At 68.6% G+C, this 19,314-nt stretch carries 18 protein-coding genes and 1 pseudogene; 12 read left to right on the forward strand and 7 right to left on the reverse strand.

Annotation, left to right across the window (positions count from 1 at the left end):
* Nucleotides 1-71: 71 nt before the first annotated feature.
* The 7 genes from AB0H36_RS10135 to AB0H36_RS10165 all read left to right on the forward strand — a co-directional run bounded on the left by AB0H36_RS10135 (nucleotide 72) and on the right by AB0H36_RS10165 (nucleotide 8,475).
* Nucleotides 72-1,367: a phosphodiester glycosidase family protein gene (locus AB0H36_RS10135; protein WP_360519628.1), complete on the forward strand. Its 1,296-nt coding sequence runs from the start codon at nucleotides 72-74 to the stop codon at nucleotides 1,365-1,367.
* Between the two features lie 104 nt (nucleotides 1,368-1,471).
* The gene (locus AB0H36_RS10140; RefSeq protein ID WP_360519630.1) at nucleotides 1,472-2,017 is read left to right on the forward strand and encodes a YbhB/YbcL family Raf kinase inhibitor-like protein; all 546 of its coding nucleotides are present in this window, start codon (nucleotides 1,472-1,474) and stop codon (nucleotides 2,015-2,017) included.
* A 97-nt stretch (nucleotides 2,018-2,114) separates the two neighbouring features.
* Entirely contained in the window at nucleotides 2,115-3,158 is a 1,044-nt protein-coding gene (locus AB0H36_RS10145) for a LacI family DNA-binding transcriptional regulator (protein WP_360519632.1), read from the forward strand.
* Between the two features lie 78 nt (nucleotides 3,159-3,236).
* Nucleotides 3,237-4,613, forward strand: a complete 1,377-nt coding sequence (locus AB0H36_RS10150) for a sugar ABC transporter substrate-binding protein (protein WP_360519634.1) — start codon at nucleotides 3,237-3,239, stop codon at nucleotides 4,611-4,613.
* Nucleotides 4,610-5,551, forward strand: coding sequence for a sugar ABC transporter permease (locus tag AB0H36_RS10155; RefSeq protein ID WP_360519636.1), 942 nt, complete (start codon nucleotides 4,610-4,612; stop codon nucleotides 5,549-5,551). The genes AB0H36_RS10150 and AB0H36_RS10155 overlap by 4 nt, the downstream gene beginning before the upstream one ends.
* Nucleotides 5,548-6,399: a carbohydrate ABC transporter permease gene (locus tag AB0H36_RS10160; RefSeq protein WP_360519638.1), complete on the forward strand. Its 852-nt coding sequence runs from the start codon at nucleotides 5,548-5,550 to the stop codon at nucleotides 6,397-6,399. The genes AB0H36_RS10155 and AB0H36_RS10160 overlap by 4 nt, the downstream gene beginning before the upstream one ends.
* Before the next feature lie 24 nt (nucleotides 6,400-6,423).
* Nucleotides 6,424-8,475, forward strand: coding sequence for a beta-galactosidase (locus AB0H36_RS10165; protein WP_360519640.1), 2,052 nt, complete (start codon nucleotides 6,424-6,426; stop codon nucleotides 8,473-8,475).
* Here AB0H36_RS10165 and AB0H36_RS10170 read toward each other — a convergent pair.
* Entirely contained in the window at nucleotides 8,469-8,957 is a 489-nt protein-coding gene (locus AB0H36_RS10170) for a hypothetical protein (protein WP_360519642.1), read from the reverse strand. The two genes, AB0H36_RS10165 and AB0H36_RS10170, sit on opposite strands and share 7 nt — an antisense overlap.
* Before the next feature lie 73 nt (nucleotides 8,958-9,030).
* On the opposite strand from AB0H36_RS10170, the gene AB0H36_RS10175 reads away from it, so the two are divergent.
* Nucleotides 9,031-9,534, forward strand: a complete 504-nt coding sequence (locus AB0H36_RS10175; protein ID WP_360519644.1) for a sigma-70 family RNA polymerase sigma factor — start codon at nucleotides 9,031-9,033, stop codon at nucleotides 9,532-9,534.
* Nucleotides 9,531-10,133, forward strand: coding sequence for a zf-HC2 domain-containing protein (locus tag AB0H36_RS10180; RefSeq protein WP_360519646.1), 603 nt, complete (start codon nucleotides 9,531-9,533; stop codon nucleotides 10,131-10,133). The genes AB0H36_RS10175 and AB0H36_RS10180 overlap by 4 nt, the downstream gene beginning before the upstream one ends.
* 78 nt (nucleotides 10,134-10,211) lie before the next feature.
* Here AB0H36_RS10180 and AB0H36_RS10185 read toward each other — a convergent pair whose 3' ends face one another.
* The 4 genes from AB0H36_RS10185 to AB0H36_RS10200 form a co-directional block, all read right to left on the reverse strand.
* A complete protein-coding gene (locus AB0H36_RS10185; RefSeq protein ID WP_360519648.1) occupies nucleotides 10,212-11,465 on the reverse strand; it encodes a hypothetical protein in 1,254 nt (417 codons plus the stop codon).
* A 9-nt stretch (nucleotides 11,466-11,474) separates the two neighbouring features.
* Nucleotides 11,475-13,013 (reverse strand): alkaline phosphatase D family protein, encoded by a 1,539-nt coding sequence (locus AB0H36_RS10190; protein WP_360519650.1) that lies wholly within the window; start codon nucleotides 13,011-13,013, stop codon nucleotides 11,475-11,477.
* A gap of 154 nt (nucleotides 13,014-13,167) precedes the next feature.
* On the reverse strand, nucleotides 13,168-13,542 hold the full coding sequence (locus AB0H36_RS10195; RefSeq protein WP_360519652.1) for a DUF1304 family protein: 375 nt from the start codon (nucleotides 13,540-13,542) through the stop codon (nucleotides 13,168-13,170).
* Nucleotides 13,539-13,979, reverse strand: a complete 441-nt coding sequence (locus AB0H36_RS10200; protein ID WP_360519654.1) for a cupin domain-containing protein — start codon at nucleotides 13,977-13,979, stop codon at nucleotides 13,539-13,541. Before AB0H36_RS10200 ends, AB0H36_RS10195 begins: the two co-directional genes overlap by 4 nt.
* Before the next feature lie 145 nt (nucleotides 13,980-14,124).
* Between AB0H36_RS10200 and AB0H36_RS10205 the strand changes: the two genes are divergently transcribed.
* The gene (locus tag AB0H36_RS10205) at nucleotides 14,125-15,174 is read left to right on the forward strand and encodes a helix-turn-helix transcriptional regulator (protein ID WP_360519656.1); all 1,050 of its coding nucleotides are present in this window, start codon (nucleotides 14,125-14,127) and stop codon (nucleotides 15,172-15,174) included.
* Here AB0H36_RS10205 and AB0H36_RS10210 read toward each other — a convergent pair.
* Nucleotides 15,161-16,063 (reverse strand): AraC family transcriptional regulator, encoded by a 903-nt coding sequence (locus tag AB0H36_RS10210; RefSeq protein ID WP_360519658.1) that lies wholly within the window; start codon nucleotides 16,061-16,063, stop codon nucleotides 15,161-15,163. The two genes, AB0H36_RS10205 and AB0H36_RS10210, sit on opposite strands and share 14 nt — an antisense overlap.
* A gap of 124 nt (nucleotides 16,064-16,187) precedes the next feature.
* Between AB0H36_RS10210 and AB0H36_RS10215 the strand changes: the two genes are divergently transcribed.
* Nucleotides 16,188-17,042: an SDR family oxidoreductase gene (locus AB0H36_RS10215; protein ID WP_360519660.1), complete on the forward strand. Its 855-nt coding sequence runs from the start codon at nucleotides 16,188-16,190 to the stop codon at nucleotides 17,040-17,042.
* A gap of 98 nt (nucleotides 17,043-17,140) precedes the next feature.
* Here the strand turns inward: AB0H36_RS10215 and AB0H36_RS10220 are convergent, their stop codons facing one another.
* Entirely contained in the window at nucleotides 17,141-18,556 is a 1,416-nt protein-coding gene (locus tag AB0H36_RS10220) for a glycoside hydrolase family 6 protein (protein WP_360519662.1), read from the reverse strand.
* A gap of 160 nt (nucleotides 18,557-18,716) precedes the next feature.
* Between AB0H36_RS10220 and AB0H36_RS10225 the strand changes: the two are divergent.
* A pseudogene (locus AB0H36_RS10225) lies at nucleotides 18,717-19,312 on the forward strand (aldo/keto reductase).
* The last annotated feature ends 2 nt before the right edge of the window (nucleotides 19,313-19,314 follow it).

The following is a 19,314-nucleotide window of genomic DNA, read 5'->3' on the forward strand; positions in this document are numbered from 1 at the left end:
AACCTGTCAGATGCTGACGAGTTAGCGACTTGATCGGAAAGATTCCACCAGCGACGAACAGGATGGCCGGTATGACAACCTTCGCGCGACTCCCCCGCGCCGCGGTGACCGCAGCTTCCGTGCTCGCGACCGTGGCCACGCTGAGCGCCGCCCCCACGGCGTTCGCCGACAGCAGTGCAGCCGAGCAGCAGCTCTCCCAGGCGCTGCCCCTCGGCGACCAGGACCTGGCCGAGACCCGGACCAGCCAGGCGCTGGCCAAGGGCGTCACGCTGACCAAGATCGTCCGCGGCACCGAGCCCGCGGCGCCTGACCAGATCAACACCACGACCCGCGGCCCATGGGTCGTCAACGTCCTCACCATCGACCCGGCCATGTCCAAGGGCCGGCTGAAGGCGACGTACGGACCGGACCTGGCGAAGGTGGAGAAGACCTCCGACCTGGTCCGCACCGCCGGCGCCGTGGCCGGCGTGAACGCGTCGTTCTTCACCTTCACCGCCAGCCAGCTGTACCCGGGCGAGCAGGTCGGCCTGGGCATCTTCGACGGCAAGCTGCTGAGCGAGCCGCTGACCGACCCGGCCGAGGTTAACCTGCTGATCGATGCCAACAGCAACAAGGTGCTCACCGGCCACCTGCGCTGGACCGGCAGCGTGGTGAACCGCAACACCGACGTGCGGTTGCCACTGGAGTTCGTCAACCACCCGCCGGTGATTCCGGCCGCCTGTGCGACGTTGCCCGATCAGACGGCGTGCACCCAGCCGGGTGACGTTGTCCTGTTCACCAAGGAGTTCGCGGCCGCGACGCCGGCCGGAGCGGGTGTCGAGGTGGTGCTCAACCGGTACGGCTGCGTCGTCCGGACCGCCACGACGCGCGGCACGGCTCTCGCGCCCGGCCAGACCTCGCTGCAGGCGACGGGCAAGGACACCGTCGCGCTCCTCGCCGCCGTGGCGAACGGATGCCTCAACCGCGACATCAAGCTGATGAACCAGAACGGCGACGACGTGCCGCTGCGCAGCGGCCTGTACGGCGTGACCGGCCGCTACCAGCTCACCTCCGGCGGCGAGATCGTCGTACCGGACGGCACCGGCAGCTTCTTCGACCGCAACCCGCGGACGATCGCCGGTACGACACAGGACGGCAAGATCCTGCTGGCCACGATCGACGGCCGGCAGACCACCAGCGTCGGCACCACGATGGACGAGACGGCCGCGGTCGCGGACGCGCTCGGCCTGCACGACGCGATCAACCTGGACGGCGGCGGCTCGACCGCGATGGCGCTCGGCGACGGGACGCTGGTCAACCACCCGAGTGGCGCCGGCGGCGCCGAGCGGGCGGTCGGCGACGCGATCGTCTTCGTCCCCGAACGCTGAGCAGTACAGGGAACGCTGAGCAATACAGGAAACGCTGAGCAGTACAGGGAACGCTGAGCAGTACAGGGGCAGCAACCACCGCCCAGTCGTGCGACTCTGAAAGTGTGCGACTGCGGTTGCTGCCCCTGCTCGTGACCGGCCTGGGGATGGCCGGCTGCAGCGGCACGCAGCCGGAGTCCGGGAAGGAGCCGGCCATGACCGCACCCAGCAGCATCTCGGTGACGAGCAGAGCGTTCCAGGACGGCGGGAAGATCCCGAGGAAGTTCACCTGCGACGGGGACGACGTGCCCCCGCCGCTGGCCTGGAAGGGTGTCCCGCCCGAGACGGGCTCGCTCGCCCTCGTAGTCGACGACCCGGACGCGCCTCGCGGGACCTTCACCCACTGGGTGCTGCTCGACCTGGAGCCGATCACCACCACCATCCCCGAGGGACAGGTGCCACCAGGCGCCAAGCAGGCGAAGAACTCGGCGGGCAGACCGACGTACTTCGGCCCCTGCCCGCCGAGCGGCGCCCACCACTACCGCTTCACCGTCTACGCCCTCTCCGAGGCGACCGGCCTCCCCGACGGCACGAAGCTCGACGAGGCCCTCGCCGCCATCGACGCGCGAACCCTGGCCCGCGGCCGCCTCACCGGTCTGTACCAGCGCTAGAAGTCACATTCCCGTAACTGGGGATTGACGTTTCTGACTACGTAGACACATTCTGACTACGCAGTCAGAACGACTGCCCGGCATAAGGTGAGGGCCCATGAGCGAGGCGAAACCGGCACCGAACGGCGGTCGCGGCCGCCGTCCCGGCAGCACGGATGTCGCCCGGCTGGCGGGTGTCTCGCAGAAGACCGTCTCCCGGGTCCTGAACGGCGAGCCGTACGTGAAGGAGGAGGTCCGCCTCCGCGTCCAGGCCGCCATGCGTGAGCTCGGCTACCGCCGTAACAACGCCGCCCGGGCGCTCAACGAGGGCCGCAACCGGCGGATCGGAGTGGTCTGCCTCGGTACGGCGCTCTTCGGCCCGTCGACCCAGCTGGTCGCGATCGAAAGGACGCTGCGCAGCACCGGCTACTCGCTGAGCATCGTCAACACGCTCGAGGGCGATACCGGCGGCGTCGCCGGCGCCGTCGAGCACCTGCTCGAGCAGGGGGTCGACGGCATCATCCTGTCGGAGCCGATCGACGAGGGTGACGACCAGCCGATCGCGGTCGACCTCCCGGTGCTGAGTTTCGGGCAGTTCCCCGGACTCACCGCCCGCTCCGCGCTCTACACCGGCGGCGACAACACCAGTGCCGGCCGGCTGGCGACCGAGCACCTGCTCGGTCTCGGACACCGAACCGTCTGGCACGTCGCCGGGCCGCAGCGCTGGTGGGCGGCCCGGGAACGGCTCGACGGCTGGCGGCAGGCCCTTGCCGCCGCGGGTGCTCCGGAACCACCGGTGCTCGAAGGCGACTGGCTGCCCGCCTCGGGCTACGAGGCCGGTCAGCGACTCGCCACCGATGACGAGGTCACCGCGATCTTCGTCGCCAACGACGACATGGCCATCGGGGTGCTGCGCGCGCTCGCCGAGGCCGGTCGTTCCGTCCCCGGCGAGGTCAGCATCGTCGGCTTCGACGACATCCCGTCGGCCGCCTACCTGAGCCCGCCGCTCACCACCGTCCCGCAGGACTTCGACGCGCACGTCGCCCGCGGGATCGCGAACCTGGTCATGGAGATCGAGTCGCCCACCGGCGACCGCTCCCCCGCGCCGGAGTCACCACCGCTCCGGCTGGTCATCCGTCACTCCACCGCTCCCGCGTCCTGACCGACGTCCCCAGCAGGTAGGGCGCTCGTCCGCCCCTACCTGGGCATCGCCTTGCCAACTTCCGAGGAGTTGTTCGCAGTGTTCACGTTCCCGAAGAAGGGCCGGCGACGCGCCGGCACCGCACTCGCACTCACCGCCGCGCTCGCCCTCGCCGCCTGCGGCGGAGGGGGCGACGACTCGTCGTCGAACGGCGCCGCACCGGCGCAGGCCGTCAGCCAGGCCGAGATCGACAAGGCGATGACCACCCCGACCGAGCTCACCTTCTGGACCTGGGTCCCGAACATCCAGAAGGAGGTCGCCCTGTTCCAGAAGAAGTACCCGGCGATCAAGGTCAAGGTGGTCAACGCCGGCCAGGGTGAGCCGCAGTACACCAAGCTGCGCACGGCGCTGAAGGCCGGCAGCGGCTTCCCGGACGCCGTCCAGATCGAGTTCCAGTACATCCCGACGTTCTCGCTCACCAAGAGCCTGATGGACCTGCGGCCGTACGGCGCCGAGTCGCTGAAGGACCAGTTCGTGCCCTGGACCTGGCAGCAGGTGGTCGGTTCCGAGGGCCAGGTCTGGGCCGTCCCGCAGGACAGCGGCCCGATGGGGATGCTGTACCGCAAGGACATCTTCGACAAGCACGGCATCGCCGTACCGAAGACGTGGGAGGAGTTCGCGGCGGCGTCGCGCAAGTTGCACGCAGCGGACCCGAACGTCTACATGACGAACCTCGCGCAGAACCAGGCCGGAGTCTGGTTCGGCCTGCTGTGGCAGGCCGGCGTCAAGCCGTTCGAGAACACCGGCGCGGATTCGGTGAAGGTCGACCTGAACGGCGAGGGCTCCAAGAAGCTCGGCGACTACTGGGGCGGCCTGGTCAAGGAAGGCGTGGTCTCCGCCGACGCCGACTTCAACGACGCCTGGTACCAGGCGCTGAACCGCGGCAAGTACGCCACCTGGCTGACCGCCGCCTGGGGCCCGGTCTTCCTGGAGGGCAGCGCGAAGGCGACCGCGGGCAAGTGGCGGGCGGCGCCGCTGCCGCAGTGGGAGGCCGGCAAGAACGTCTCCGGCAACTGGGGTGGCTCGACGACGGCCGTCGTCCAGGGCACCAAGAACCCGATCGCCGCGGCGAAGCTGGCCGAGTTCATCAACACCGATCCCGCGTCGACGAAGATGTTCGCGACCGAGCAGTTCCTCTTCCCGGTCACCAAGGCACTGCTGGCCGATCCGGCCTTCGTCGACCGCCCGCTGCCCTTCTACGGCGGCCAGCCGGTGAACAAGCTGTTCGCCGAGATCAGTGACACGGTCGACACGAAGTTCGAGTGGCCGCCGTTCCTCGACCAGGCCGTCAACGACTGGGACGAGACGGTCGGCAAGTCGTTCGCGAACAAGAGCGACACCGGCGCCGCGCTCGATCAGTGGCAGCAGCGCACCACGACGTACGCAGAGAACCAGGGCTTCAAGGTCGGCCAATGAGCGTCAACGTCACCGAAAGGCTCGAGTCCCGAGCACCGAGCCGCGGTGAGGTCCGCCGACGGAGGCGTGGTGTCAGCCACGCCTCCGCCGGCTACCTCTTCGTCGCGCCGTTCATGGTGGTGTTCCTGGCCATGCTGGTGCTGCCGCTCGCGTACGCGGCGTACCTCAGCCTGTTCCGGGAGCGGCTGATCGGCGGCACGGTGTTCGCCGGACTCGAGAACTACACCCGGGCGCTGACCGATCCGCGGTTGCTGGAGGGGATCGGCCGGGTCGGGCTGTTCTTCCTGGTCCAGGTCCCGATCATGCTCGTGATCGCACTGGTTGCGGCGCTGGCCATCGACAGCGGCCTGCTCCGGATGGCGAAGGTCTTCCGGCTCGGCATCTTCCTGCCGTACGCCGTCCCGAGCGTGGTCGCCGCGCTGATGTGGGGCTACCTCTACGGCCGCGACTTCGGCCCGTTCACGCAGCTGACCGACGCCCTCAGCCTGCCGGCGCCTGAGTTCCTCAGCAGCGGCTGGATGCTCGGATCGCTGGCGAACATCGTTACCTGGGAGTTCACCGGCTACAACATGATCATCCTGTACGCCGCCCTCCGGGCCGTCCCGCACGAACTCTACGAAGCCGCAGCAGTCGACGGCGCCGGGGCGATCCGTACGGCGTGGAGCATCAAGATCCCCGCGCTCCGGCCGGCACTGCTGGTGTGCCTGATCTTCTCGGTGATCGGCAGCTTCCAGTTGTTCGCCGAGCCGCAACTGATGCAGCGACTGGCGCCCGCCGTCATCGACAGCGCCTACACGCCGAACCTCTACGCCTACACGCTGGCCTTCACCGGCCAAGAGGTGAACTACGCCGCGGCGGTCTCGTTCCTCCTCGGCGCAGTCATCGTCGTCGCGTCGTACACCGTCCTGTTCGTCACGTCGCGGAGGAGCCGGTCATGACCGAACGACGAAGCAACGTGCTCACCCTGGGCATGGTGGCGTTGCTGATCTACTTCCTGCTGCCGTTGTTCTGGATGCTCGTGGCCTCGACCAAGACGATCGGCGACCTGTTCTCGAGTTTCGGGCTGTGGTTCACCGGCGACTTCGCGTGGTTCGCCAACATCCGGGACACCGTGACGACCGACGGCGGGGTGTTCGCGCGCTGGATGGCGAACACGATCTTCTACTCGGTGGCCAGCGCCGGCGGAGCAGCGTTGCTCTGCGCCCTCGGCGGGTACGGCTTCGCCAAGTACCGGTTCCGCGGGAACGCGGCGCTGTTCGGGGTGGTCCTCGGCGCGATCATGGTGCCGACGACGGCGCTCGCGATCCCGACGTACCTGCTGTTCAGCGAGGCCAGCCTGGTGAACTCGCCGTGGGCGATCATCCTGCCGTCGCTGGTCAGCCCGTTCGGCCTGTTCCTGATGCGGATCTACGCGCAGGACGCGGTGCCGGACGGGATCATCGAGGCGGCCCGGATCGACGGCGCGGGCGAGTTCCGGATCTTCTTCCAGGTGGCGCTCCGGATGCTTGCCCCGGGCATCGTCACTGTCGTGCTGTTCACACTGGTCGCGACCTGGAACAACTACTTCCTGCCGCTGATCATGCTCAACAACCCCGATCTGTACCCGATCACCGTAGGCCTGGCCGGGTGGTCGTCGCAGGCCAGCGCCGGCGGCGGGACGACCGGAGCGGTGCTGTCCCTGGTGATCACCGGGTCCTTCCTGTCCATCATCCCACTGATCGTGGCCTTCCTGCTGCTGCAGCGGTACTGGCAGTCCGGGCTGGCCGCCGGCGGCGTCAAGGCCTGAATCCCTTCTATACTTGGAGAAACTGTGCAAGAGCGTGTGCTCTTCGGGGCTGCGTACTACCACGAGTACCAACCACACGACCGGCTCGAGCAGGACCTCGACCTGATGGCCGCGGCCCGGTTCTCGGTGATCCGGGTCGGCGAGTCCGTCTGGTCGACCTGGGAGCCCGAGAACGGCCGCTTCGACCTGGACTGGCTGCAACCCGTCCTCGACGGCGCTCACGCGCGGGGCATCGCCGTACTGCTGGGGACTCCGACGTACGCCGTCCCGCCGTGGCTGGTCCGGCTGTACCCGGAGATCGCGGGTGAACGGAGGACGGGTGAGCGGATCCCGTGGGGCGCCCGGCAGGAGGTGGACTTCACGCATCCCGGCTTCCGCTTCCACGCCGAGCGGGTGATCCGCAAGATCGCCGACCGGTACGCCGGCCATCCGGCGGTGATCGGCTTCCAGGTCGACAACGAGCCGGGGAACGAGCTCTTCCACAACCACGGGGTGTTCCAGCGGTTCGTGGACAGCCTGCGGCACAAGTACGGCGACGTGCAGACGCTCAACGACGAGTGGGGGCTCGTCTACTGGTCGCACCGGCTGTCGGACTGGGCCGACCTGTGGACACCGGACGGCAACTACCAGCCGCAGTACGACGTGGCGTGGCGGCAGTTCCAGGCCGACCAGACCACCGAGTTCATCGGCTGGCAGGCTGACATCGTCCGCGAGTACGCCCGGCCGGACCAGTTCGTCACCACCTGCATCTCGTACGAGCGCCCCGCCATGGCCGACAACGAGCTGGTACGGCGACTGGATGTCACGGCAGGCAATCCGTACTACGCGATGCAGGACGGTCTGCTGCACCCACAGACGTCCTCAGAGCAGCAGAACTGGACAACTCGCGGCACGTGGGCGCTGTACCTGAGCGCGGACCGCATGTACTCGTCACAGCAGCGGCCGTTCCTCGTGACCGAGACAAACGCGCAGTCGATCGGCTACCCGTGGGACAACCGGCCCGCGTACGACGGCCAGTGGCGGCAGGCAGCGTGGGCACTCGTCTCGCGTGGCGCGAAGATGATCGAGTACTGGCACTGGCACACGCTGCACTTCGGCGCAGAGACCTACTGGGGTGGCGTACTCCCCCACAACGGCGAGCCAGGCCGGACGTACCGCGAGATCGCTCAACTGGGCGCCGAGCTGGAAGCCGCCGGTGAGCTGGTGGCCGATCTGATCCCGGACAGCGACGTCACGATGCTGTACTCGCTGCCGAGCAAGTGGCTGATGCAGAAGTACCCGGCGCTCTCCCACGCGGACGGCAGTCCGGACGACCGCTCGTACCACGGCCTCTTCGATCCCTTCTACCGCGGCGCATTCGACGCCGGCCTCCAGGTGCGCATCCAGCACGCGAGCCAGTTCACCGGCTCTGCGGACCCGGTGCTGGTCGTTCCGGGTCTCTACCTCGCCGACGACGCGCTGCTGGAGAAGCTGGTCGCATACGCCGCCGGCGGCGGCCACCTGGTGATTGGACCGCGTACCGGGTACGCCGACCTCGAAGCACGGGCTCGCACAGCCACCATGCCGGCCGGCCTCGCCGCAGCAGCCGGAGTCTCGTATGACGAGTACAGCAACCTCGGTGTGGACCTGCCGGTCCGTGCCGCCGCCGACTCGCCACTGCACCTCGGCGACGACGCGGCAGCAACCCGGTGGGCCGACGGACTCCGGGTGGACGGCGCCGACGTACTGGCGGGCTACGAACACCCACACTTCGGGCGGTGGCCGGCGATCACCACGCGGGCGCACGGCGACGGCCGGATCACCTACGTGGGCACCGTTCCGAACGGTCCGCTCGCAGTCGCGCTCTTCCGCTGGATCGCCCCGACAACGTGGACCGATCTGCCGTCCAGCGTGACCGTGACGTCGGCGACCGCCGCCGACGGTCGCCGGCTCCGGTTCGTCCACAACTGGTCGTGGGACAGCGTGAGCATCGACATCCCGACGAAGCTGTACGACGTACTCGCCGACAGCACGGTCAGCGACAAGCTCGACCTCGGCCCGTGGGACGTGCGGGTGCTGGTGGAGCCGAGTCAGTAGTCGTAGCCCGGATCGGCTGGAGCTTGGGTCGGGGCGGCACCGGTTGTCGCGGCACGCCAGGTGAATGTGGTGTTGCCGAAGGCATCCTCGAGGTTGTGGCCCTTGTGCTGCCCCGCCCCGGTGTCCAGCTTGAAGGTGTAGAGCGGCTTGCCCTGGAACGTGAGCTGGCTCTCGCCGCTGTCGGGACGCTTGACGACGGCGAGTCCGTCGACCGACTTCGCCGTACTGTCGGTTCCTTCGGCCGGGAACCAGAACGACAGGCAGCTCTCGGTGCACTTGATCGTGCCGTCGGCTTCCTGGTCGGCGAAGTACAGGGTCTTGCCGGACGCGTCGACGAGGGTCTGGCCGAGGCCGTCGACCTCCTGGACCGAGACGGCGTCGCCGGCGGGCGGGTTGCCGGCTGCCTCTCGGGCGCTGCCACCACAGGCTGTGAGCAAGGCCAGCGCCGCCGTTGCTCCAAGCAACAATTTGAGGTTCTTCACCTGAGCAAGTACGCACGGCGGGCCGCCACGGTTCAGTTGAACCTTTGACGGCCCTGCTGCGTATTTCAAGAGTGTGGATGACGAGACGGTGATCCGCGCGCTGTACGACAGGTACCGGCGACCGCTGTTCGGCTACGTCCTGCGTTCGGTGGGCGGTGACCACCAGTACGCCGAGGACATCGTCCAGGAGACGATGACGCGCGCCTGGGCGCACTCGGCCGAGCTCGACCCGGACCGGGCCGGACGCTGGTTGTTCACGGTCGCACGCAACCTGGTCATCTCCGGGCAGCGCAAGCGGGCTGCGCGGGTGACCGAGGTGGCGATCGACGGGCGCGAGTTCGCTGCGCTCGGCGACGACATCGACCGGGTGCTGCAGGCGTGGCAGGTGGCCGAGGTCCTGCGCGGGCTGAGTCACGAACACCGGCAGGTGATCGTCGAACTGTTCTACCGGCGGCGCACCGTAGCGGAGGCGGCCACCGTCCTGGGGATCCCGCCCGGCACGGTCAAGTCGCGGAGCTACTACGCCTTGCACGCTTTGCGCGCCGCACTGGAGGAGAAGGGAGTGACAGGCTCATGACGTGTCCGGAGACCATCGCGATCGGCGCGTACGTGCTCGGCGCCCTGGGCGTCGAGGAACGCCGGGCCACCGAGCGACATCTTGTCACCTGCGACTCGTGCCGCGAGGCGCTCCTCCAGTTCGCCCACCTTCCGGGCCTACTGCACGCCGTACCGCTCGAAGACATCGAAACCGACGAGCCCGCTCCACCTCTCCAACTGCCGGTACGGCGTACGCCGCGCCGCCGGACCCTGCTCGCAGCCGCTGCAGTGGTGATCGCCGCAGTCATCGGCATCTTCGGCTGGCAATCCATGGCCGACCCACAGCACGTCACCTGGACAGCAACCGACGGCATCGATGTGACCGCCCGGCTCACCAGTCACCCGTGGGGCACCGACATCAAGCTGCAGATGGCCGAACTCCCACCGGCCGAGCACTGCAAGCTCATCGTGCACGGCCGCGACGGCACCACGGAGATCGCCGGCTGGTGGGCGACAACCGCCACCTACCAGGCCGACGTCCCCGCCAGCACGTCGATCCCCCTGGACGACATCGACCGCCTCGAGGTGGTGACCTCCGGCAACACCGTGATCAGCACTGTCACCCCGACGACGCGATAGTCTCTTGCAATGATTGCAATAGTGGTCGTGGCGGTGTTCTTCGCCGGGCCGCGGTGTTGTGGTTCGCGGTCAACTGACTCACCAACTGTTGTTGGAGAAGTCCTGGCCCAGGTAGATCTGGTCGTAGGTGTTGCCGTCGTGGTCGTCGGTGTAGGCGACGGCGACTTGGGCGTACGGCGAGACGGCGACCGTCATCTGTTCCTGCCTAAGGTCCGGCAGGGAGTTGAGCTGCTGTGCCGACAGCCGGCCGGTGTCGGTGCCGTTGGTACCGAACCCACGGACCCAGACGTTCAGGTCGGCCGCCTGAACAGTCCAGCCAACGACGGTCTGGGACGCGTCGTCGATACCGATCGACGGCGCCTTCGCGCCGGCCGCCACCTGCACGTCCGCGAACCGCGCGGCACCGGTTGCGGTGAAGCTCCGCGTCCACGCACCCGCCGTACCGGTGTGGTCGGACTCCCACGCGACCGCGAAGTCGCCGTTGAAGTTCGCCGCCACCGCCGGGTGCGTCTGCTGGCCCGTGGTGTTGGAGTTCGCGACCCGGCGCGACAGCGTGGCCGCACCGTTGGTCCGGCCCAGCCGGATCAGCCCGATCTCGTACGACGCGTTGGCGTCCCCGTCGTCGTCCCACACCACGACCGCGTCACCCGACGCGGAGACGCCCACGTCCGGGTTGTGGTGCTGCCCGGTCGTGGTCGACGCCGTTACTTCCCAGGCACGTGTCGTCGGACCGGTGTACCCGGCCGCCTTCACGGTCGCCGGTGCAGTGCCCTGGATGTCCTCCCACACCACGCTGAACGCGACAGCACCACCCGTCGGCGCGCCGTCCGGGTCCACAGAGACGCGCGGGTTGATCTGCTGACCGTCAGCGCTGCTGTTGGCGGAGCCGGAGGCGGTGACCGTGCCGGCCGTGTTCACCACGCGGTACGGGATGTTGTAGTAGCCGTTGCCGTCCGGGTCGTCCTGCCAGACGACGACCGCGTTGCCCTTGTCATCGAGCCCGACGTCCGGGTGCAGATGCCGCCAGTTCGTGACTCCGCTGCTTCCGCCGGCGGACAGTTTCACCTCGTAGAGCGCCGTACCGTTGCGGAACGTCCGTAGGTAGATCTCGCTGTGCACGTTGGTCGTCGCGTCGTCGGTGTCGCGGTCGTCCTCCCACACGACAGCGGTGTAGCCGTTGCGGTTGGTCGCAATCGCCGGATTGTCCTGGTCCCCCGTCGACACGCTGTTGGCCGTCGACCAGGTCGGGGTGGCGATGTGGGCCTGCGCAGGCAACGCGGTCAAGACGAGCGACGATGCCGCCAGGGCGGTGATGGCCAGTGTCTTCTTCATCGTCCCCCCTCACACAGCCTGCAGGCCGGGTTGGCCTTCTTCGATGACGAACGACTTCACCGTCGACGCGGCGGCGCCGTGCTCCGACACCTTCGCGACCGCGCGGAAGTCGGCCCGCAGCTGGGTCGGGCTGATCGTCGTACGGACGTAGCCGCGCCGGTTGTTGTAGAACCTGAGCCACGGGTTGGTCCCGACGTCAGGGATCGTCGTCGAGCCGTCGCCGTCGCCACTGGAAGTGACCGAGCTGGTGACGAGCTCGGAGCCGATGGTGGCCGAGCTCGCGTTGTTGTAGTCGGCCTTCAGGTCGCTCGCCCAGGCCCGGTGGACGTCACCGGTGAGGACGACCGGGTTGCGGGTGCCGCGGGCAACCCAGCCCTGCTGGATCCGGGCCCGGGACGCGCGGTAGCCGTCCCACGAGTCCATGCTGGCCCCGCTCGCGTTGAAGCGCCGGGCGAAGAACACCTGCTGACCGATGATGTCCCACGTGCCGTAGTGCTGCGCGAGTCCGTCGAGGAGCCAGGTCTCCTGCGCATTGCCGGGCAGGCTGCGCGACGCCAGGTCCGCGTCCGAGCACACCTTCCAGCCGTCACCACACGCCTGGTCGTTGCGGTACTGCCGCGTGTCGAGCATGTGGAACGTGGCGAGGTTTCCCCACCGCAGCCGGCGGTACAGCGGGATGCTGTTGCCGTTGCTGGCCTGCGCAGGCCGCAGCGGCATGTTCTCGTAGTACGCCCGGTACGCCGCAGTCCGCCGCGCCGTCCACTGCGCGGTAGTGAGTGACGGCGTGCTGTCCGCCCGCACCATGTTCGCGTAGTTGTTCTCCACCTCGTGGTCGTCCGGTACGACGATCCACGGCGCGGCCGCGTGCGCAGCCTGGAGATCCGGGTCGCTCTTGTACTGCGCGAACCGCCGACGGTAGTCCGCCAGCGTCACGATCTCCGTGGTGCCCGCGTGTGTCCGCGTGCGGCCGGCCACTGCGCCGTACTCGTAGATGTAGTCGCCCAAGTGCAGGATGAGGCCGGGGTTCTCCTCGGCCATCCGACGGTAGACGGTGTAGTAGCCCTCCTCGTAGTGGGCGCAGGACGAGAACGCCATGACCAGGTCACGCCCGTTGGTGCCGACGGCGGGCGCCGTACGCGTGCGTCCGACCGGTGAGAGGTGGCCCTGCGCACGGAATCGGTAGAAGTAGTCGGAGTCGGGATTGAGGCCACCGGCAACCACATGCAGCGAGTGGGCGGCGGCGTACGCCGCGGTGACCGAGCCGGACGCGACGAGGGTGCTGAAGGTGTCCGTGGTGGACACCTGCCAGTCGACGGTGACGTTGGCGTTCGCCATACCGCCTTGACCGTCGGCATTGAGGGGCGATGGCGCCAGCCGGGTCCACAGCACGACGCTGTTGGCATCCGGCTCACCGGACGCGACGCCCAGCTGGAACGGGTACGGAACGGCCGCTGTCGCTGCGATCACGGTGGAGCGGACCGGGAGGGCGCTGACTCCGGCGGCGGCAAGCCCGCCGAAGACAAGGGTTCTGCGACTGATTGGGCTCATGGGCCTCACCTTCACTACTACTCAGGGCGGTGGGCTCCCCGGACGGTGAAGCGAACGGAGCCATCCGGGGAACCTTGAGAGCGCGTGGTGCATGCTTGGTGCTTGATACCCATAGTGAGACAGTTTGTGTAACTTTCCTACCGTTCATAGCTGCCTAGTTGAGGGCAAGGACGAGCAGAATCGCGGCAGGGACCCCCTCCATCAGCGAGTTGAGCCAGAGCTTGGGCTGCGAGATCACCAGGACGACGGCCAGGAACACGTGCTGGGCGGCGGTGAAGACGATCAGCGCCTCGCCCTGCGGCAGATGATCGGTCTGCACGAGTACGACGCCCGCCACCAGGGCAGCCGCGGTCGTGAGGTTGTACCAGCCCATGTTGACCGTCCACATCCGGACCGCGTCCAGGTCGCCGGGCCTGGTCAGGAACATCGGGTACAGCCTCGGGTTCCGGTAGAGGATCGCCTCCATCACGAACACCACGGTGAGCATCACCGCGATCGCGATGGCCAGCACCTGCGCCGCCGTACTCACGTCGGGGCTCCGGCGAGCGTTACCCCGTGCCGGCTCGACACCTCGCCCAGCGCCGCGTAGTCGGTCGGGTCGACGGACGCCAGGTCGGCGAAGAAGTCGCCCATCTTCCCGGTCTGGCTGACGGCCAGGAACTTCGCCGACGGCGTCAGCACCGAGAACGTGTTGACCGTTCCGGCCGGGATGCTGATCGACGAGCCGGGGCCGAGGTCGTAGCCCTGATCGCCGGCCTGGACCAGGATCCGGCCCTGCAGCACATAGAACGCCTTGCTCCAGGTCTCGCTGTGCGGCGGCGCGGCCGGTCCGCGCGGTGCGTCGATCTCGAAGATCTCGTACTGCGCGCCGGTGTGCTCACTGCCGACCTTCACCGTGACGGTGGCGTCCGGAGCGACGTACTCCGCGCCCGTGCCGGCTGTGCTCAGGTGCACCGATTCAGTCATGATGTCCTCCCCTGCTGGGTTGTTTGAGCCGACCGTAGGAAGGCTCTGCAGCGGGAACCATCCCGTCCGGCTGGGCTCGTGGCGGGCGCCGATTCCCCACATTTCGGGGATAGGCGGGCGGTCGGCGGCGGCGCATACTGAGCCCATGTGGGAGGGCCGGGCGCGAGCCGCGCGGCGCGACATCGCGGCACTGGCGACGTCAGGACTGGGCGTCGCCCAACTGCACGCGGCCGCGATCGAGGTGCTGCAGCAGGTCATCGGCGACGACCTGACCTGCTGGATGTCGATGGATCCCGGCACGCTGGTGATCAGTTCGATGACCAGCGGCAGGGTGAAGATCCCAGCGGAGTACGAACCGATGCTGGCCGAGACCGAGTACGCCGCGGACAACCCGAACTCGTTCGCCGAGCTGGCCAAGCGGCCGTACCCGGTGGCCCGGCTGTCCGACCTGCCGTACCGTGAGGTCGTCCGGCACCGGCGGCTCAACGAGGTCTGGCGACCGCTCGGGATCGAGTACGAGCTGCGGGCGGCGTTCGTCGTCGACGGGGACTGCTGGGGCGCGGCCGGGTTCGTCCGGGGTGGGACGGATTTCACCGATCGCGAGATGGAGTTCCTCGGGTCGGTGGCGCCGGCGATCGGCGCAGCGACAAGAGTGGCGGTCCGTACCGATGCCCACGGGTATCGAGGAGGGGTCGGACCGTCGATCGTGGTGACCGGGCCGGGTGGCGAGCCCCGCGCGGTCACGCCGGCCGCGCAGACCTGGCAGGACGCGCTGGACGAGATCGCGCCCGGCCGGTTCACCACCTTGCTGCGCGCTGTGGTGACGGGGACGCTGGCCGCTGCGACCGGGTCGTTCCAGGCCCGGGTGCAGACCGCGACCGGCGGCTGGGTGGTCCTGCAGGGCAGCCGGCTGATCAGCGACGACGACCAGTCCGAAGTCGTGGTGACGATCGAGCCGGCATCCGGCCGTCACCTGGTCGGCATGCTGCTGGCTGCGTACGGACTGACCAGCCGGGAGCGGGAGATCTGCCTCGAGGTGATCTCCGGTCACACCACCGCGGAGATCGCCGACCGGCTGTCGATCTCGCCGCACACAGTGCAGGACCATCTGAAGGCGGCCTTCGCCAAGGTCGGTGTCCGCAGCCGGGGCGAGCTGGTGGCGACGCTACGACCGGACGACCTCACGTACCACTGAGTGCCGGCTGCTTGCGGTAGGCGCCGGGGGCGATCCCGAAATCGCGCTTGAACGCCTTGGCGAACGCGAACTCCGAGGTGTACCCGATCTCCTTGGCCACGGCGGCGAGCGGACGATCGTGGTCGCGCAGCAGGCGCGCGGCCGTCGTCATCCGCCAGCGGGACAGGTAGGTCAGCGGCGGCTCGCCTACGGCTTCGGTGAAGCGCCGGGCGAAGGCCGCGCGGGACAGCCCGACGTCCGAAGCGAGATCCGCGACGGTCCAGTTGGCGCCCGGCTTGGAGTGAATCAACTCGAGCGACTGCGCGACCGCGGTGTCGGTCAGCGCCCGCGACCAGCCGCCCTCGGTCGGGCACCGCCGGTCCTCCAGCCAGGCACGAAGGATCAGCACCAGAAGCGCATCCACCAGCGCCGGTACGACGGCCGCCGCCCCCGGCCGGTTCGCGTCGAGCTCCTCGCCGAGGATCCCGATCGCGGTGTGCAGGGTCCGGTGCCGGCCTGGATCGGCCGGGACGTGAACGACCTCGGGCAGGTTGGTGAGAACAGGGTGCGGGCGCTGGCGATCGAGCCGGTACGCACCACAGAGCAGGAGCGAGCGGGCCCCGTCGCCGCCGGTCGGGATGTCGTCGGGATCGAAGTCGACGACCGGCGAGTCCGGGTGATCCGCCAGGGTGTGTTCGAGTCCGCGCGGCAGCAGGACCGCGTCGCCGGGCCCGAGTGCGAGCGGTGACTCGTCTGGCGCCAGCAGCCAGGACGTCCCCTGGTGAATCACGTGAAAAGCTGCTGTCGGCGCTTCGGGGAACCGCAGCCCCCACGGGCCACGCACCTCGGTCCGCCCGGACGTGGCCGGACCGGACCGCATCGCGGCCAGCACATCAGCGAGAACATCCATACCTCTCATGATACGCGTCCCACGCAAGACGATCAGACATAAACCAGCGCTAGATAGACATAGAACCGCTTCCACCTGGCTCCTACGCTGTTGGTGATACAACGATCAACCAAAAGGAGAACGGATGAGCATCGTCGTCACCGCCGCCACCGGCCAGCTCGGCCACCTCGTCATCGACGAACTGCTGCAGCGCGTCCCGGCCGACCAGGTCGTCGCCGCGGTGCGGAACGCCGAGAAGGCCGCCGGCATCGCGGCCCGTGGCGTCGAGATCCGGATGGCCGACTACAACGACCCCGCCAGTCTCGCCACGGCGTTCAAGGCCGGCGATACCGTGCTGCTCATTTCGAGCAGCGAGGTCGGTAGCCGAATCGCTCAGCACACCGCCGTGATCGACGCCGCGAAGGCGGCCGGCGTCGCCCGGATCGCCTACACCGGCGTCCTCGGCGGACCCGAGGCCGACTTCGACCTGGCCGCGGACCACAAGGCGACCGAGCAGGCCATTCTCGACTCCGGCCTGAGCTACACCTTCCTGCGCAACGGCTGGTACACCGAGATCTACACCCAGCAGCTGCCCGTCCACCTCGAGCACGGTGTCGTCGGCGCGACGGGTGACGGCCGGATCGCGTCCGCGTCCCGGCGCGACTACGCCGCCGCGGCAGCCGCCGTACTGACTGGTGACGACCACGAGAAGAAGGCCTACGAGCTGAACGGCGACACGTCCTGGACGCTGGCCGAGTACGCCGCCGAGCTGTCCCGGCAGACCGGGAAGGACGTTGCCCACAACAACGTTCCGGGTGAGGTGCTGCTCGGCATCCTGAGCGGCGCCGGCGTCCCGGAGCCGATGGTGGGGATCCTGGTCGACGTCGACGCGGCGATCGAGCGCGGCCTGCTGGCCGGCCGCGGCAGCGACCTCAGCCGCCTGATCGGCCGCCCGACCACGCCGATCGCGGACACCATCGCCGCCGCCTTGAAGCAGTAGCAGCTGGTACGACGTACGGGCGCCTGTCCACCGTACGTCGTACCAGCGCCGAACGACCGGGCCCGGGCCGACGGGACGGCCCACTCGGGCCCGGTCAGCTAGGGGGTGCTGTCCCCGGTGATCAACGCCATCGCCAGCTCCGGACCGAACTGGCCGGCCGGCCGGTCCGAGATACCGCAGTCGCCGTCGGAGTCACCAGGCACCTTCACCCACAGCACCATCTCCGCCCCGCCACCGAGCTGCGTGGTCGCACCGAGCTTGCGGTCCGGCGGGTTGCACCACTCGCCGTTGTGGCCGTTGCCGTTGCGGCTGGTGTCGACGACGAACGGCTTTTGCGTGGCCAGGTGATCGTTGATCCAGCCCGCGTACTGAACCGACTTCGCGGTGTCGTAGTAGTTCGAGACGTTGACCGAGAAGCCGTGCGCGTTGGCGACTCCGACGTTGGTCAGCCGCTCGGCCATCGCCTGCGGGGTCGTGCCACCCGTCGTACCCCAGCCGTAGTTGGCGGCATCGAGGTAGACCCAGGTGTTCGGCGCGAAGTCCTTGAACTGCTGGAGCGCGTAGCTCAGCATCGCGGTGCGGGTCGCTTCCTCCTCGCCTTCCATGCACTGGAAGTCGCCGAGTGAGTCAGGCTCCAGGATCACCAGCGCCGGCCGGCTGCCGATGGCCGCGGCGAAGGTCGTGATCCACTCGCGGTAGGCCTCGGGTGTCCCGGCCCCGCCGCCGGAGTGCTCACCGCAGGCATCACGGTCCGGGATGTTGTAGGCGACCAGGATCGGCAGCTTGTCCGCAGCGTCGGCGGGGCCGACGTGCTTGTTGACGGCGTCGGCGATGTTCGCGTTCCAGTTGCCGAACCAGCGGGCCATCGGCTTGGACGCGATCGCCGCGTTGATGGTCTTCGCCGTGTCGCCCGGATTCTTGTCCACCCAGTCCTTCGGGTTGGACTTCGGGTCGACGTAGAAGCCGCTGGTCAGCGAGACCGGGTTCCCGGCCACGTTGGCGTAGTTGTCGACCAGCGAGACGTTGTCGAACCAGATCGTGTAACCGGTCGCGTGGTCGCCGAGCTGGAAGGTGAGCTCGGCCTGCGCGGTCTCCAGCGAGCCGGTGAACCCGAACGCGAACCGCTGCGTCTCCGTGCCGACGGTCAGGAGCTTGTCGAGCGTCGACGTGTACGGCGCTGTGTTGACCTGGACCGTTGTCCGGATCTCGCGAGGCGCTGAGGCGCGGGCGTCGAAGGACAGGATGTAGCGGTGGCCTTGGTGGATCGGGAAGGCGGGGACCTTCTGGCCGAGCATCGCGTCCCACCGCTCCGCGGTACCGCCGGGGACGACAGCCTTCAGCTGACCGGCGTCGACGCTGATCGGGGCGTTGGCGCTCCACCAGTTCGTCGTACCGCTGCTGAAGGAGCCGTTCTTGATGAGCTCGGTCGCCGCGCCGGCGCCGGGTGTCGTGGCCGGGACGACCACGCCGAGGGCGAGCGCGGCCGCCCGTAGGCCGCGGGTGATCCATCTCATGAGTGCTGCTCTCCTGTCTGGTGAAGGGGCGGAAGACAGTCCGGGAGCGCTTTCAATCTGACCGCGTCGATGGCGGTGTCGCTCCCAGATTCTGCCCTACGGCGCGCCCTCGACGCCGGGATCACCACCTTCGACACCGCGGGGGCGGGAGTCGGTCGACATCCTCACCAAGTCGTACTGGCCGACCGGCCCGGGCGCGAACGAGCGCGGGCTGTCGCGCAAGCACGTGATGGAGGCTGCGCACGTGACGCTTCGACGGCTGGGGACCGACTACATCGACCTGTACCAGGCGCATCGGTACGACGACGACACGCCTTTGGAGGAGACACTGCGGGCGTTCGACGACCTGATCAGGCAGGGCAAGGTCCTGTACGTCGGGGTGTCCGAGTGGTCCGCGGATACCAGCCGTTGGCGCAAGGCGTGCTGGCCGGCAAGTACCTGCCCGGGCAGCCGCCGCCCACCGGATCCCGAGCGACCGATGCGACCGGGTCCGAGTTCATCGAACGACTCCTGTACGACGACCTGCTCGAGCGAATCCAGCGACTCAAGCCGCTCGCGGCCGATGCCGGCCTGTCGCTCGCGCAACTGTCGATCGCGTGGGTGCTGCAGCAGCCCGGGATCTCGGCGGCGATCGTCGGCGGCTCGCGGCCTGCACAGCTGGCCGACTCCGCGGCCGCTTCCGGCATCAAGCTCGATCCCGACCTGCTCGACGCCATCGACACGATTCTCGGCGACACCATCGAACGGACGGCCTGAAC

The sequence above is a fragment of the Kribbella sp. NPDC050820 genome, from assembly GCF_040653975.1.
GTDB lineage: Bacteria > Actinomycetota > Actinomycetes > Propionibacteriales > Kribbellaceae > Kribbella.

Coding starts and splice junctions, on each gene's coding strand:
- AB0H36_RS10215 (WP_360519660.1), top strand. CDS start 16,188: ATGAGCATCGTCGTCACCGCCGCCACCGGCCAGCTCGGCCACCTCGTC.
- AB0H36_RS10180 (WP_360519646.1), top strand. CDS start 9,531: ATGACGTGTCCGGAGACCATCGCGATCGGCGCGTACGTGCTCGGCGCC.
- AB0H36_RS10160 (WP_360519638.1), top strand. CDS start 5,548: ATGACCGAACGACGAAGCAACGTGCTCACCCTGGGCATGGTGGCGTTG.
- AB0H36_RS10185 (WP_360519648.1), bottom strand. CDS start 11,465: ATGAAGAAGACACTGGCCATCACCGCCCTGGCGGCATCGTCGCTCGTC.
- AB0H36_RS10210 (WP_360519658.1), bottom strand. CDS start 16,063: ATGGATGTTCTCGCTGATGTGCTGGCCGCGATGCGGTCCGGTCCGGCC.
- AB0H36_RS10155 (WP_360519636.1), top strand. CDS start 4,610: ATGAGCGTCAACGTCACCGAAAGGCTCGAGTCCCGAGCACCGAGCCGC.
- AB0H36_RS10145 (WP_360519632.1), top strand. CDS start 2,115: ATGAGCGAGGCGAAACCGGCACCGAACGGCGGTCGCGGCCGCCGTCCC.
- AB0H36_RS10190 (WP_360519650.1), bottom strand. CDS start 13,013: ATGAGCCCAATCAGTCGCAGAACCCTTGTCTTCGGCGGGCTTGCCGCC.
- AB0H36_RS10200 (WP_360519654.1), bottom strand. CDS start 13,979: ATGACTGAATCGGTGCACCTGAGCACAGCCGGCACGGGCGCGGAGTAC.
- AB0H36_RS10220 (WP_360519662.1), bottom strand. CDS start 18,556: ATGAGATGGATCACCCGCGGCCTACGGGCGGCCGCGCTCGCCCTCGGC.
- AB0H36_RS10205 (WP_360519656.1), top strand. CDS start 14,125: ATGTGGGAGGGCCGGGCGCGAGCCGCGCGGCGCGACATCGCGGCACTG.
- AB0H36_RS10135 (WP_360519628.1), top strand. CDS start 72: ATGACAACCTTCGCGCGACTCCCCCGCGCCGCGGTGACCGCAGCTTCC.